Origin of the sequence: Mesorhizobium sp. WSM3626 (assembly GCF_000513935.1) — a bacterium.
Taxonomy (GTDB): Bacteria; Pseudomonadota; Alphaproteobacteria; order Rhizobiales; family Rhizobiaceae; genus Mesorhizobium; species Mesorhizobium salmacidum.
Genome location: NZ_AZUY01000036.1, coordinates 1 through 14,808 on the forward strand (window position 1 = coordinate 1; position 14,808 = coordinate 14,808).

Below are 14,808 nucleotides of genomic sequence, written 5' to 3' on the forward strand. Positions count from 1 at the left end.
GCCAACTTCATGGGCTTTGTCAAACTTGCCGCTATCGCTATCTGGCTCAGGTAGTTAAATCGTCACTACGCCCTAGATCCAGGTCGGCGTGAATTCAGCGGCATAGCGCTCGCCGAAGCCGCCTTCCGGAAGGATCTCCTTGATCCTGGCCAGGTCTTCTGCGGACAGCACCAGATCGGCAGCGCCGACGTTTTCAGCCACACGGTCCTGTCGACGCGAGCCCGGAATCGGCACGATGTCGTTGCCTTGAGCCAAAAGCCAGGCTAGTGCCAGCTGTGACACGGTGGCCCCTTTGGTTTTGGCCAGTTCCGTCAACTGGCGCACGGCTTCGAGGTTCTTCTCGAAATTGCCGGGCTGCCAGCGTGGATCGCCTCGGCGCATGTCGCTTTCCTCGTACTCAGCGGCGGGCTTGACCGCTCCAGTCAGAAAGCCACGGCCGAGCGGTGAGTACGGGACGAAGCCGATGCCAAGCTCTCTCAAGGTCGGAAACAGGACTTCGACATCGCGCTCGAACACTGAATGTTCGGTCTGCAGCATTGCAACTTCCTGCACGGTGTGGGCCTTGCGGATCGTCTGGGTGCCTGCTTCGCTCAGCCCGAAATACTTGACCTTTCCCTCAGCGATCAGATCCTTGACCGTGCCTGCAACATCCTCAATCGGCACGTTTGGATCGACGCGGTGCTGGTAGAGGACGTCGATATGATCGACGCCGAGATTGCGCAGGCTATTCTCGGTGACCTCACGAATGTGTTCTGGACGGCTGTCGGATCCCCAGGATCGGGTGAACCCGAATTTGGTCGCCAAGACGACCTTATCACGGAAGCCCTTGACGGCGCGGCCGATGAACTTCTCGTTTTCTCCCCAGCCATAGAGCTCGGCGGTGTCGAACAAGGTCACGCCCAGGTCATAGGCGCGGCGGATCGTTGCAAGCCCGGCCTGCTCATCGGCGGCACCATAGGCCAGGTGAAAACCCATGGCGCCGTATCCGATGGCGGAGACTTCCGGGCCGTTAGTGCCCAATTTGCGTTTTTGCATGTTTTGTATCCTTCCGTGGTACGGGAGGAATGTGGTCAGTCGTCAGACTTTTGCGATGCCTGATGGTCCTGATTAATTGCCTGATCCTGCCGACAGGTTGATTTTTTCAGGTAACTGGCACCTGATGAGACCATGGAAAAACTCGACGAACTCCGATCCTTGGCGATCCGTCATGCCGGAGTCCAACACCCCGGTATGCCGCGGCTGAGTGTCCACAGCATTGCTGAACCGACAGAAATGATGGCCCTGGTTTATGTTCCGATGGCCTTCATCGTACTTCAGGGAACCAAGCGCACGATCATCGGGGATAAGGTGTTCGAATACGGACCGGGTCAGACCATGGTCGTTGCCGCCGAAATCACGGCCATGGGCCAGATCCTCGAGGCATCGGTGGACAGCCCGTTCCTGGCGATAAACCTCAATCTCGATCCCGCTGTAATAACCAACGTGGTGCTCTATCTGTCCCAGACGCCCGAGCTGCAGATGCAGCCCGGATTCGGTTTCAGCATGGCCAATTCCGAGTTGATAGGGGCCTGGCAAAGGTTGCTGGAAATGTATGAGCGCCCGAAGGAGATCCCCGTGATGGGACTCCATTTGGAGCATGAACTGATGTTTCGGCTGATGCTGAGCCCGCACGCCGAGATGCTGCGCCAGATTGCTGGAGTCGACTCCCGGCTGTCCCACATCCGCCAGGTGATGGGCTGGATACGCGAGCACTATACCGAGCAGCTCAGCGTTGAGGACATGGCCGCGGTTGCCGGCATGAGCGCGTCCGTGTTCCATCGCCGCTTCAAGGCCGTGACGGCGCTAAGCCCACTGCAGTATCAAAAGCACATCCGACTGCAAGAAGCCCGCCGCCGCCTCGTTGCCAAGCAGGGTGATGCGGCCTCTGCTGGTTTTGCTGTCGGCTACAAAAGCACTTCGCAATTCAGCCGGGAGTACAAGCGCCTTTTTGGCGAGCCTCCGCGACGCTGACATGGTGCAAACGATCGTCGAAACTGGCTTCTGACAGGCGAAGGGCAAATGCGTCGGAGCAAAGGCGACGTGCACTACGCTGTGGCGTCAAAGGCTGACGCGGTTGTCAATCTTCTTTGTTCGGGCTGGCACACCTGCAAACCATCCTATTTGTACGCCTTTGCCGCCGATCGCCGCACGCACGGCTGAGAGGTCTTTCGAACGCAGCGTCGCTAGACTATGTGTCGCTCATAAGTAACCACAGGAGAAATCGAACTCGGACAGCGAGACGCAGTCACCCTCTCCCGCACTGCTCCGGCAGGAGAGGTTCAGCCTTGCCGCCAGTTGCCAGCAGCCTTTTCGGCTCGACAAATCCGGCAATGGTGCGGTCGAGAAGACTCGAACTTCCACGGGTTGCCCCACAGCGACCTCAACGCTGCGCGTCTACCAATTCCGCCACGACCGCACGTGGTAGGAGCCGGAACCGACCGGCTCGCGGCGTGTAGCAAATCGTTTCCGGCGAAACAAGTGCGCGATGAGCAATAATGTCCGGCAATTGGCATAACGTTCCACAGGATTGCAATGAGCATCCGGAACTGGACGTTTACGCCTGATGTCGCCATATGGAGGCCAAAGGCATGTCGCCCAAAAGTGCAAGGCGGTTTTGGGGCCACGACATGTATAAGTAAAAGCGACACGCCATGACAGAACGCAGCCAGATCGCCACGTCGTTCCTCCCCTTGCCCGGTTCGGCGCCGGTAGAATGGCTGGTTGAACCTGGCCTTACCGCCTATCCCGATGCGCTGGCCTTCATGGAGGCGCGCGCCGAGGCGATCCGCAGCGGAGCCGCCGGCGAGATGGTCTGGCTGGTCGAACATCCGTCGCTCTACACCGCCGGCACCAGCGCCCGCATCGAGGACCTGATCGAGCCTGACCGCTTTCCGGTCTTCGCGGCCGGTCGCGGCGGCGAATACACCTATCACGGGCCCGGCCAGCGGGTTGCCTATGTCATGCTCGACCTGAAGCGCCGGCGCGAGGACGTGCGCGCCTTCGTCGCCGCACTCGAACAGTGGATCATCGGTACGCTCGCCGCCTTCAACGTGCGCGGCGAGCGCCGCGAGGACCGGGTCGGTGTCTGGGTGGTGCGGCCCGATCGCCCTGCCTTGCCGGACGGCTCACTGGGCGAGGACAAGATCGCGGCAATCGGCATCAGGCTGCGGCGCTGGGTCAGTTTTCACGGCATCGCCATCAATGTCGAGCCGGACCTCTCCCATTTCGGCGGCATCGTGCCCTGCGGCGTGCAGGATCACGGCGTCACCAGCCTCGTCGATCTCGGCCTTCCGCTGACGATGGCCGATCTCGACCTGGCGCTGAAATCCGCGTTTGAGGATGTGTTCGGCGCAGCCGCGGCCTTGCCCGCCGAAGTGGCCCGCAAGACCGGCTGACCGCGCATCAGATCAGTTGGGCCGACGCCCACAACACGCCGCAGCCATGGATGGCGAACACCGCCAGCAAGGCCACTGCGATGACGAGACGGTCGACGGTGCCGATCGGCTCCAGTTCGTGACGTGGCTTCACGCCGCTGCCGACGGTGAGCAGGCTGAGGATCGAAAACACCGCACCGGCCGCCAGGAGGAAGCCCGACGAAAAACCAGCCCGCCAGCCGAGCGCCAGAAAGGCCGAAAGCAGCGAGAAGGACGCTAGCGCCAGGACGACCGGCCCCGGGCAGATCTGGCGCAGCACCTGGCCGCCGTCGAATTTCCACACCGGCACCAGATTGGCGATGTTGAACAGGGCCACGCAGCCCGCAAGCGCGGCCAGCAGCGCGGCCGCGGCCTTGTGGCCCTCTCCGCCGGCAAGCACGCTGGCGGCAATGACGATCGGTACCAGGAAGGCGGAGAACCCCGCCCCCATCAACGCCACGAAGGCCACTTCGAAACGGCTGTTGTAGGGCCGGCCTCCAATGGCGATGCCGCCAAGCAGCGGGATGAAGATCATCCGCGCCCTGCGATGGCCCGTCAGCCGAAACGCCGCCATGTGGCCCAGTTCGTGCAGTGCCACCACCGACGTCAGGATCGCGGCCAACGCCAGCCCGCCAAGATGAAGGCCGAAGAACGGCCACAGCATCAACGCCGACAGCACGGCAAAGCCGACCTGGCTCAGCGGATGCTCGAACCAGCCACCCTTGCGGTACCGCCCGGTCTTTGCCCAACGCTGCAGCTTGGACAGCTCGCGGCGCATGGCGAAGTACCGGAACACCAGGAAAGCGACGCCGCGATACCGGTCTGTGCGGCTGAGCGTCACGCGTGTGCCGCTGCCCTGCGAAACCAGTTCGGCGGTCTCGCCATAATCCTTCCAGAACGAGCCATCAAGCGCGGTGTCCTCAATCACCCGCATCGAGAAGCGGCTGCCCTCGACGACATCTTCAAACCGCGCCCTGCGCTCGATCGGCTTGCCGTCGCGGCCTTCCCACGACAGCATGATGCGGGCCACGCCCTCTTCGTCCAGCGGCTGCGCCGACAGGATCTCGCCGGACCAGCCGGCGTCGCTGCCAAGCGGCCACAGCGCCTGCCACAGGCGCTGCCGGTCCATTGCGACGACGCGGCTCGACCGGACCGTGCGCAAGCCGAGCGGCACGGTCATCAAGAGAAAGATCAGCCCGAGATTGCTGGCCACGAGAATGGCCGTGACGATGGGCGACACCTGGACGTTGCTCCTGCCTGGAGGCGTACCCTAACCTCGCGGCGGCAAGAAAAGCTTAACGGCGGAGCGGCTTACGGCCATCGGGAAACAGCGAATGGCGAATGCCGCCAACTCACATGGCTCCGATCCAGATCGCCATGGAAACAAGAAACGCACTCATGCAAACCAGCGAGATGACATCCTGAACCAGATCGGTCATAACTCTCTCCTGTTGTGGATATGTTTCTAATTTGTTCTAATTTTGTTCCATTGTCAACGAACAGAATCCGACCGCATCCAAAATCTCCGGGCGATCAGCTCGGCAGGGTTAAGAAAAGATTGACAGCCCGCCGCCTATCAACAGGCAGGGGAAATGGCGGGCGTGGGGCACTCGCGAAACACGCAGGTGTTGAGTTTCAGGTCAGGCCGGCAACACCTGACGCACAGGCTAAAGCGGCACCACCTTGCCGTCGGAGAGCGTGACGCGCCGGTCCATGCGTGATGCCAGTTCGTGATTGTGGGTGGCGATCAGCGCGGCGAGACCCGATTGCCGCACCAGCGCCTCCAGCGCCTCGAAGACGTAGGAGGCGGTGACCGGGTCGAGGTTGCCCGTCGGCTCGTCGGCGAGCAGCACCAGCGGCGCATTGGCGACGGCACGGGCAATGGCGACACGCTGCTGCTCGCCGCCGGACAGCTCGGATGGTCGGTGCGACGCCCGCTTGCCGATCTGCATGTAGTCGAGCAGTTGCGCGGCGCGCTCGCCCGCTTCCTTGCGCGGCAGCCCCTTGATGAGCTGCGGCATCATGATGTTTTCCAGCGCCGAAAACTCCGGCAGCAAATGATGGAACTGGTAGACGAAGCCGACATCGTTGCGGCGAATCGAGGTGCGCTCGTCGTCGGACAACCGGCCGCAGGCGCGGCCGGACAAGATCACGTCTCCGGCGTCGGGACGCTCCAGCAGGCCCGCCGTATGCAGCAGCGTCGACTTGCCGGTGCCCGACGGAGCCACCAGCGCCACCATCTCGCCGCGCCGCAGCGAGAAGTCGGCGCCGTTCAGGATGGTGAGCTTGCGCGGGCCCTGGACGTAGTGCCGCTCGACGCTCTTCAACTCGATAATGACCTCGGCCACTACTCGTACCTCAAGGCTTCGACCGGATCGAGACGGGCCGCCCGCCACGCTGGAAACACCGTTGCCAGGAAGGACAGCGCCAGCGCCATGATGATGACATAGGTCGTCTCGCGCGGATCCATCTTGGCCGGCAACTGGCTGAGGAAATACAGCTCCGGATTGAACAGCACCTTGCCGGTCATCCAGGAGAAGAACTGGCGGATCGATTCGATGTTGGTGCAGATCAGGACGCCGAGCAGCACGCCGGCGAGCGTGCCCGTCACGCCGATCGCCGCTCCCGTCATCAGGAAGATGCGCAGGATGGCGCTGCGCGAGGCGCCCATGGTGCGCAGGATGGCGATGTCATGCCCCTTGTCCTTCACCAGCATGATCAGTCCGGAAATGATGTTGAGCGCCGCCACCAGCACGATCAGCGTCAGGATCATGAACATCACGTTGCGCTCGACCTGAAGGGCGGAAAAGAAGGTCTCGTTGCGCTGGCGCCAGTCGACGAGGTCGATGGGGCGTTGCGCCGCCTCTTCCACCTTCGGTTTCAGCGCATCGACATCATCGGGATTGTCGACATAGATCTCGATCGTCTGCGCCCGGCCGTCCATGTTGAAATAGAGCTGCGCTTCGGAGAACGGCATGTAGACGATGGAGCTGTCATACTCCGACATGCCGACTTCGAAGATCGCGGCGATCTTGTAGCCCTTCATGCGCGGCGTGGTGCCGAGCGGCGTCACATCCCCGTCCGGCGAGATCAAGGTGATGGTATCGCCGAGCGCCAAGCCGAGATTCTCGGCCATGCGCTTGCCGATGGCGACGCCCTCGCCGGTATCGAAATCGGCGAGCGTGCCTTGCTTGATGTTGCTGGCAACAATGGCGATCTTGCCGAGGTCTTCACCCCTGATACCGCGCACCAGCGCGCCGGTGCCGCCGCCGACATTGCCTTGCGCCAGCACCTGGCCATCGATCAGCGGAATAGCGTATTTGACGCCGGACACGCCGTTGATGCGGCTGGCGACCTGGGCATAGTCCTCGAGTGGCGAATCGAGCGGCTGCACGATCAGATGGCCGTTGACGCCGAGTATGCGCGTCAAAAGCTCGGCGCGGAATCCGTTCATCACGGCCATGACCACGATCAGCGTGGCGACGCCCAGCATGATGCCGAGAAAGGAGATCGAGGCGATCACCGAGATCACCGTCTCCTTGCGCCGCGAGCGCAAATAGCGCCACGCAACCGTGCGCTCGAAGATTGAGAACGGGCCGGCGCCCGCCGATCTCGCTGCCGCCGCCTCGCTCATGCGGTGGCACCGAAGCGTTTTGCCGCGTCGGCGATCGGCAGCGTCACGCGCTCGCCGCTCTTGCGATTCTTGATCTCGACTTCGCCGGCGGCCACGCCGCGCGGCCCGACAATCACTTGCCAGGGCAGCCCGATCAGGTCGGCGGTGGCGAATTTGCCGCCCGGCCGCTGGTCGGTATCGTCGTAGAGCACGTCCTTGCCGGCGGCGGTGAAGGCAGCGTTGAGCTCATCGCAGACGCGGTCGCAGTCGGCGTCGCCCGCCTTCATGTTGATCAGGCCGATATCGAACGGCGCCACCGCTTCCGGCCAGATAATGCCGTTCTCGTCGTGGCTGGCCTCGATGATCGCCGCGACCAGCCGCGACGGGCCGATGCCGTAGGAGCCGCCGGAGGCGAAATGATCCTTGCCGTCGGGGCCGGTCACCTTGGCGCCCATCGGCTTGGAGTATTTCTCGCCGAAGTGGAAGATATGGCCGACCTCGATGCCGCGCGCCGAGACCCGGTCGCCTGTCGGGACCTTCTCCCAGGCCGCCTCGTCATGCATCTCGTCGGTGGCGGCGTAAGGCGTCGTCCACGTCTTGACGATATCCGATATCTCGCCGTCATTGGCGAAGTCGGTGTTCGCGCCGGGCACGGCAAGCGACAGATAATCGCGATGGCAGAAAACCTGGCTCTCGCCTGTATCGGCCAGGATGATGAACTCATGGCTGAGATCGCCGCCGATCGGTCCGGTGTCGGCCCGCATCGGGATTGCCTGCAGGCCCATGCGGGTGAAGGTCCGGAGATAGGACACGAACATCCTGTTATAGGCGGCTCGCGCGCCCTCGAAGTCGAGATCGAAGGAATAGGCGTCCTTCATCAGGAATTCGCGCGAACGCATCACGCCGAAGCGCGGCCGCACCTCGTCACGGAACTTCCACTGGATGTGGTAGAGGTTGAGCGGCAGGTCCTTGTAGGACTTGACGTAGGCACGAAAAATCTCGGTGACCATTTCCTCGTTGGTCGGTCCGTAGAGCATGTCGCGGTCCTGGCGGTCCTTGATGCGCAGCATCTCCTTGCCGTAGTCGTTGTAACGGCCGCTCTCGCGCCACAGATCGGCCGACTGGATGGTCGGCATCAGGATCTCCAGCGCACCGGCGCGGTTCTGCTCCTCGCGGATGATCTTGCAGACCTTGTCCAGCACCCGCTTGCCCAGCGGCAGCCAGGAAAAACTGCCCTGCCCCTGCTGACGGATCATGCCGGCGCGCAGCATCAGCCGATGCGAGACGATTTCGGCCTCGCGCGGATTTTCTTTAAGGATAGGCAGGAAATAGCGCGACAAACGCATGGACTGGTCCGTGAATGAGAATGGCCACGCCAGAATCGGCGGGGCGCAGGCTTGCTTGCCCCGGCTTCATAGCGATTTCATGACCGAATGGAAACCCGGCCATCCCACCACATCAGCCCCTTCCTTCCCGGAATCCCGCGCTTCGGATCAGTCCGCGCCGACAATGGAACGCACCGAACCTCTTCGGATTTGCCCACCAATTCTTTGCGCGCGTCAATCGCGAACATGCCGCAAAGGCTCTATCGACCTTGGCTGTCCGTTTCAAAAGCAAAGCCTGCCGCACTATTGTGCAGTGCAGCACGAGAATGCCCGTTTCAAGGCAAAATTCTTCGTGACATTTTCATTTCCGTTAGGCTAATGTGCCCCGATAACCGAGAGGGCGGAAACAAATCTGCCTTCCTACGCGGTCAAAGTCTTGGGAGGATGCGATCTAGGCGCGGTTATTCGCTGCCGCCGGACACCGGAAACAGATCGGACGCGTTTAATTGCAAGGCCTTGTGCCTTGCATTTTTTTTGTGCAATCATCTGGTTAGCGCCGCGAATTGCCAGGCTACATGACCTTGCGTCAGCAGCCCATGGCCGGCAGGCGGGGCGGCATCTCAATACCATCCGCAGCGCTCCGATCTCGTTGGAGCACCCTTGGGGAGCACCCTTGGGGAGCAGCCTTGCCGGGCTCTCTATTTCGCTGGGGTCTGGCCGAAATCCGGCACGATGTGCGGAATGTCGTTGAGGCTATATCCCAGCCCGTGCGTCAAACCGTAGAAAGTGCCCATCAGGATCGCCGTCGCGACGGTGGTGCGGATCACGGCACGCAACATATGCGGCCCGCGCGGCGCGCTCGCAACCGTGCCCAGCGTCACGTCATGATCGTCATCCTGCGTCTTGACGCTGAACGGCAGAACGGCAAACAGCACCACCCACCAGGTCGCGAAAAACAGGGCGGTGAACGAGACCCAGCTCATGATTGCTCCAATTCGATCAGCGTACCGAAGAAATCCTTCGGATGCAGGAACAACACCGGCTTGCCATGCGCACCTGACTTGGGATTGCCGTCGCCAAGCACGCGGGCGCCGGCAGCCTTGAGTTGGTCGCGCGCGGCCAGGATATCGTCGACCTCGTAGCAGAGATGATGCATGCCGCCTGATGGGTTCTTCGCCAGGAATGCCGCGATCGGCGAGTTCTCGCCGAGCGGCTCCAGCAATTCGATCTTGGTGTTGCCGACATTGACGAACACCACGGTGACGCCATGCTCCGGCAAAGCCTGCGGCTCGGTCACTTCGGCGCCGAGTGTGTTGCGGTAAGCGGCAATGGCGGCCGTCAAATCCGGCACCGCAAGCGCGACATGGTTCAGCCGTCCGAGCATGGCAAGCTTTTTTTCTCCCAGGTCCAAGGTTGGCGTCATACGTCAAATCAACCGAGACCGACAGCCTTTCAGGAAGCGCGCACTGTCGCACCTGTTGCAAACGACATCAGCGAAGTACAAACGGCAATGTCCGGAATCAGCCCTGCCCGCGCCCGCGTGTTTACCTTCGATCTCGGATCGTTCAAAGTTGCCGCTTTGCTCGACGCCGTCGATATCAGAGACAAGCTTGCATCGGCCTTCGCGGCCGGACAGCCGCCGGCGGCCGTGCACGAACTCGCGGTCTCGAACTTCATCGACCAGGATCGCTACGAGCATTGCTTCATCCCGACGCTGATCGACACCGGTTCCGAAAAGATCCTGTTCGACACTGGCTGCGGAGATGAAGACAGTTCACTGCTGGACTGTCTGCAAGCCCTTGGGCTCGGCTCCGATGACATCGATGTGGTGGTCATCACGCACGGGCATCCGGACCACATTGGCGGGCTTGTCCGGAACGGCGAACCGGTTTTCAGCCGGGCGCGCTATGTATTCGGCGCGACGGAATTCGCCTTCTGGACCGAAGGAAATGCGGTGCGCCCGGCCAGGTTGGCCAATCGTGATCTCTTCAGGCGGATTTGCACCGGACTGGCCGATCGCGCGACATTCATAGCGCCTGGAGACGAAGTGGTGCCGGGCATCACTGCCATCGATGCAGCCGGTCACTCACCCGGGCTTTTGGCCTTCCTTGTCGAAAGCGACGGGCAGCAATTGCTGATCTGGTCGGACGCTTTCCTGCACTATGTCGTATCCATTCAGCGTCCGGAGTGGCATGCCGATTTCGACGACGACAAGGAAAGGGCAATCGAGACCCGCAAGCGGCTGCTGAGGATGGCTTCAGAGCGGCGGCTGCTCGTTGCAGGTCATCACATGCCGTTTCCGGGCCTGGGCTATGTCGGGCAGACAGGCGGGTCCTTTCGCTGGATTCCGGTCAGCTATCAGTTGAACGTCTGACCAGACCCTGCCCCTCTCAACGGGTTACGAAAACAGTCACCAGCGGTTTCTTGCCCCAGGCTTCGTTGGCCGCGCCGCGCACCGCGCGCCGCACCGCCTCCTGCACGAGATCGAGATCCTTGCGGCGCTGACGGGGGATCGAATCGACCGCGCCGACGGCCGCATCGATCATCAGATCCTCGAGCGTCTCGCCACGGGCATCGGCCTCGGCGACGCCGATTGCGACCAGATCGGGATCGCCGGCCAGTTCATACTTATCGTCGAGAACGACATTGACCGCGACATGACCGGCAAAGGACAATTTGCGCCGGTCGCGAATACCCATCGCCTGGTCGGTGCCGATCAGATTGCCGTCCTTGTAGACGCGGCCGAACGGCACCTGGTCGATGATGGTGGCGGGACCTGGCGCGAGCCGCAGCATGTCGCCATCGCGCACCTGCGCCACCTGGCCGATGCCCGACATCGACATCAGCGAACCCTGCGCCACCAGATGCGCGGCCTCGCCATGCACGGGAACGCCGATCTGCGGACGCACCCATTCATACATCTTGCGCAGTTCGCTGCGCCGGGGATGGCCGGAGACATGCACCAGCGCATCGCCGTCCTCGATGATCTTGATGCCGAGATCGATCAGGCGGTTCTTGATTTCGAGGATCGCCTTCTCGTTGCCGGGAATGGTGCGCGAAGAAAACACCACCGTGTCGCCCGCCGTCAGCGACACCGATTTCATCTCATCGCGCGACAGTTTCGCCAGCGCCGCCAGCGGCTCGCCCTGGCTGCCGGTGCAGATGATGACAAGGTTCTCGCGCGGGATGAAACCGAAATCCTCCTCGGCGATGAACTCCGGCAGACCGTCCATATAGCCAAGCTCGTCAGCGACATCGATGACGCGCTTCAGCGAGCGGCCGAGCACCAGGCACTGGCGGCCGGCATCGCGCGCCGCCCGGGCGATCGAGACGATACGTCCGACATTGGAGGAAAAGGTGGTGACGGCGACGCGGCCCTTGGCGGCCTGGATGACGCCTTTCAGGCCCTCGCCCACGGCCACTTCCGAGGGTGAATCGCCTTCGCGCAGCGCGTTGGTCGAATCGCAGATCAGCGCCAGCACGCCCTTGTCGCCATAGGCGCGGAAACGCGCCTCATCGGTCTTGGGTCCGATCGTCGGTTCCGGATCGATCTTCCAGTCGCCGGTATGGATGACGGTGCCGGCCGGCGAGGTGATCGCCAGCGACATCGGCTCGGGAATGGAATGCGCCACCGGAATGGCTTCGATTTCGAAGGGACCGACGGTGAACTTTTCGCCGGCCCGGTAGATCGACAGCGGGATCTTCGGTGCGCCCTGCTCGCCCTGCCGCTTGGCTTCCAGCAGCCCGGCGCTGAATGGCGTCATCCAGACCGGCGCCTTCAGCTTCGGCCAGGTGTCGAGCAGCGCACCGTAATGGTCCTCATGCGCGTGGGTGATGATGATGCCGCGCAAATTGGCGAGGTTCTCCTCGATAAAGCGCGTGTCGGGCAGGATCAGGTCGACGCCCGGATGGGCCGCATCGGGAAAAGTGACGCCGACGTCGATGACGATCCACTCGCGCGCGCTCGGCGGGCCGTAGCCGTAGAGGGCGAAGTTCATGCCGATCTCGCCGACGCCGCCAAGCGGCACGAAGACGAGTTCGGCGTTGTCCGCTTTCGCCATGATTTTTCCCTTCCTGGCCCTCAGGCCAAGCCGTTAAAGCAATTCCAGCAAAAGTGTCTAACCGTTTTCAGCCCGGAATTGCTCAAAAACAAAACTATACCCGCGCGGACGCGACCGCGCCGAAATGCACATCTCCGGCGGCGATCGTCAGAACAGACCCTTCATCGTCGCGGATCACGAAACGGCAGTCCTCGTCAATGGTCTCGAAGACGCCGCGCACCACATTACCGTCAATTCTGACAGCAACCTCGCCGCCAAGGCCAGCTGCGCGGGCAAGCCAACGCTCCCGGATGGCGGCAAGGCCACGCCCTTCGTCCCAAAGGCGGGCATTCTCGCTCCAGGCATCCGACAGCGCCAGAAACAGCGTTTCGGCATCGCAAGCCGCGCCCAACGCATGAAGCGATGTCGCGGGATACGGCAAATCCTGCGGGTGTGCCACCACGTTGACGCCGATGCCCACCGCCACCGCGAAACGGCCACCATCAAGCATCGCCGATTCCAAGAGGATACCGGCGAGTTTGGCCCCGGAGGCGAGCACGTCGTTCGGCCATTTCAGCTCGAAGCGGTTCTGTCCCTGGCTCGCACCGTCGAGGCCTATCGCGATGCGGCTCTTCGACACCACCGCGTCGAGCGCGTCGGCCAGCGCCAGCCCGGCGACAAAGCCGAGCGTCGCGGCAAGGCGAAGCTCGCCGGCGGTGATGACAAGCAGCGTCGCCGCCAGATTGCCTTCCGGCGTTGCCCAGGCACGGCCACGCCGGCCGCGGCCGCTTTCCTGCTTTTTGGAAACGACCCAGAGCTTGCCCGGGTCGCCCGCCCGGGCATGGTCCAGCGCCAGCGCGTTGGTGGAGCCGACACTGTCATGCGCTTCGAGCCGGAACCCTTCCGACGCCGAGGTTGGAGCCAGCCGAAATGCCATCCCGTCAGAAAAATGTCTTGGCGGCGGCTTCGGCATAGGTGCCGATCGGCCCGCCGATCAGCACATAGAACAGCACGAACGCGCCACTGACGCCGAGCACGACACGCAATTCGCTGGCCATCGGCACGAAGCCGCCGACCGGCTCATCGAACCACATGATCTTGATTATGCGCAGATAATAGTAGGCGCCCACCACCGAGGCCAGTACGCCGATGACCGCCAGCGCATAGAGATTGGCGTTGATGGCGGCGAGGAAGACGTACCATTTTCCCCAGAAGCCGGCGAGCGGCGGAATGCCGGCCAGCGAGAACATCAGGATGGTCAGGATCGTCGCCATCACCGGGTTGGTCGACGACAGGCCGGCGAGATCGCTGATCTGCTCGACATTGCCTTCCTTGCGCCGCATCGCGAGGATGAAGGCGAAGGTGCCGAGCGTCATCACCAGGTAAATCAGCATATAGATGGCGACGCCGCGCACACCGGCCTGGCTGTTGGCGGCAAGGCCGACCAGCGCGTAGCCCATATGGCCGATCGAGGAATAGGCCATCAGCCGCTTGATGTTGGTCTGGCCGATGGCGGCGAAAGCGCCAAGCGCCATCGAGGCGATCGAGATGAAGACGATGATCTGCTGCCAGTCGGAAGCGATCGGCTTGAACGCGCCCATGGTGACGCGCACGATCAGCGCCATAGCCGCCATTTTCGGCGCTGCCGCCAGGAAGGCCGTCACCGGCGTCGGCGCACCTTCATAGACGTCTGGCGTCCACATGTGGAACGGCACCGCCGAGATCTTGAAGGCAAGCCCGGCCAGCACGAAGACGAGGCCGACGACGAGGCCAAGCTGGCGCTCGCCGCCGCCAAGTGCGGTGGCGATCTCCTGGAAACCGGTGTTGCCGGTGTAACCATAGACCAGGCTGATACCGTAGAGCAGCATGCCCGAGGACAGCGCGCCGAGGACGAAATATTTCAGGCCGGCCTCGGTCGAACGCAGATTGTCGCGATTGATCGCCGCCAGCACGTAGATCGCCAGCGACTGCAGTTCGAGGCCGAGATAGAGCCCGATCATGCCGTTGGCCGAGATCATCAGCATCATGCCGAGCGTGCAAAGCAGGATCAGCACCGGATATTCGAATTTGTCGAAACGCTCCGCCTTGGCAAAGCGCATCGACATGATGAGCGTCACCGCCGAGCCGACCAGCGCCAGCACCTTCATGAAGCGGGCGAAGGAATCCTGGATGAAGGCGTTGCCATAGGCGGTGCCCTGCCCGGCGTGGAAGATCAGCCAGGCGCCTGCGATCACCAGCACGGCGACGGCAAGGCCGGTCACCGTATTGGCGGTGTTGGAACGCGAATAGGCCCCGACCATCAGCAGCGCGAGCGCGCCGATGGCAAGGATCAGCTCGGGCGTCGAGAGCGACAGGCTGGAGAGAAGGTCCGGCGTCAT

The 14,808-nt window shown here is 62.5% G+C and carries 13 protein-coding genes and 1 tRNA gene; 3 read left to right on the forward strand and 11 right to left on the reverse strand.

From position 1 onward, the window contains the following. Positions 1–72 precede the first annotated feature (72 nt). Complete coding sequence (locus M653_RS0121895; RefSeq protein ID WP_027145274.1) at positions 73–1,035, reverse strand: aldo/keto reductase; 963 nt, start codon at positions 1,033–1,035, stop codon at positions 73–75. A gap of 132 nt (positions 1,036–1,167) precedes the next feature. Here M653_RS0121895 and M653_RS01000000133170 point away from each other — a divergent pair, with 132 nt between their 5' ends. Further along, positions 1,168–2,010 (forward strand): AraC family transcriptional regulator, encoded by an 843-nt coding sequence (locus tag M653_RS01000000133170; protein ID WP_032935783.1) that lies wholly within the window; start codon positions 1,168–1,170, stop codon positions 2,008–2,010. Positions 2,011–2,370: 360 nt separating this feature from the next. Here the strand turns inward: M653_RS01000000133170 and M653_RS0121905 are convergent. Next, positions 2,371–2,455, reverse strand: a tRNA-Leu gene (locus tag M653_RS0121905). A gap of 235 nt (positions 2,456–2,690) precedes the next feature. Between M653_RS0121905 and lipB the strand changes: the two genes are divergently transcribed. Beyond that, positions 2,691–3,434: a lipoyl(octanoyl) transferase LipB gene (gene lipB, locus M653_RS0121910; RefSeq protein ID WP_027145275.1), complete on the forward strand. Its 744-nt coding sequence runs from the start codon at positions 2,691–2,693 to the stop codon at positions 3,432–3,434. Positions 3,435–3,441: 7 nt separating this feature from the next. Here the strand turns inward: lipB and M653_RS0121915 are convergent, their stop codons facing one another. From M653_RS0121915 to mce, 6 genes are all read right to left on the reverse strand, one after another. After that, complete coding sequence (locus M653_RS0121915) at positions 3,442–4,692, reverse strand: peptidase M50 (protein ID WP_027145276.1); 1,251 nt, start codon at positions 4,690–4,692, stop codon at positions 3,442–3,444. A gap of 427 nt (positions 4,693–5,119) precedes the next feature. Continuing rightward, on the reverse strand, positions 5,120–5,800 hold the full coding sequence (locus M653_RS0121925) for an ABC transporter ATP-binding protein (RefSeq protein WP_027145277.1): 681 nt from the start codon (positions 5,798–5,800) through the stop codon (positions 5,120–5,122). Continuing rightward, on the reverse strand, positions 5,800–7,086 hold the full coding sequence (locus M653_RS0121930; protein ID WP_027145278.1) for a lipoprotein-releasing ABC transporter permease subunit: 1,287 nt from the start codon (positions 7,084–7,086) through the stop codon (positions 5,800–5,802). Before M653_RS0121930 ends, M653_RS0121925 begins: the two co-directional genes overlap by 1 nt. Next, positions 7,083–8,411, reverse strand: coding sequence for a proline--tRNA ligase (gene proS / locus M653_RS0121935; RefSeq protein ID WP_027145279.1), 1,329 nt, complete (start codon positions 8,409–8,411; stop codon positions 7,083–7,085). Before proS ends, M653_RS0121930 begins: the two co-directional genes overlap by 4 nt. 677 nt (positions 8,412–9,088) lie before the next feature. After that, complete coding sequence (locus tag M653_RS0121940) at positions 9,089–9,373, reverse strand: DUF1467 family protein (protein ID WP_027145280.1); 285 nt, start codon at positions 9,371–9,373, stop codon at positions 9,089–9,091. Continuing rightward, entirely contained in the window at positions 9,370–9,774 is a 405-nt protein-coding gene (gene mce, locus M653_RS0121945) for a methylmalonyl-CoA epimerase (RefSeq protein WP_027145281.1), read from the reverse strand. Before mce ends, M653_RS0121940 begins: the two co-directional genes overlap by 4 nt. Before the next feature lie 126 nt (positions 9,775–9,900). On the opposite strand from mce, the gene M653_RS0121950 reads away from it, so the two are divergent. Beyond that, positions 9,901–10,764, forward strand: a complete 864-nt coding sequence (locus tag M653_RS0121950) for an MBL fold metallo-hydrolase (RefSeq protein ID WP_027145282.1) — start codon at positions 9,901–9,903, stop codon at positions 10,762–10,764. 16 nt (positions 10,765–10,780) lie between these two features. On the opposite strand, the gene M653_RS0121955 is transcribed toward M653_RS0121950, so the two are convergent. The 3 genes from M653_RS0121955 to nuoN form a co-directional block, all read right to left on the reverse strand. Beyond that, a complete protein-coding gene (locus M653_RS0121955) occupies positions 10,781–12,451 on the reverse strand; it encodes a ribonuclease J (RefSeq protein ID WP_027145283.1) in 1,671 nt (556 codons plus the stop codon). 94 nt (positions 12,452–12,545) lie between these two features. Continuing rightward, the gene (locus M653_RS0121960; RefSeq protein WP_027145284.1) at positions 12,546–13,367 is read right to left on the reverse strand and encodes a biotin--[acetyl-CoA-carboxylase] ligase; all 822 of its coding nucleotides are present in this window, start codon (positions 13,365–13,367) and stop codon (positions 12,546–12,548) included. Positions 13,368–13,371: 4 nt separating this feature from the next. Then, on the reverse strand, positions 13,372–14,808 hold the full coding sequence (nuoN, locus tag M653_RS0121965) for an NADH-quinone oxidoreductase subunit NuoN (RefSeq protein ID WP_027145285.1): 1,437 nt from the start codon (positions 14,806–14,808) through the stop codon (positions 13,372–13,374).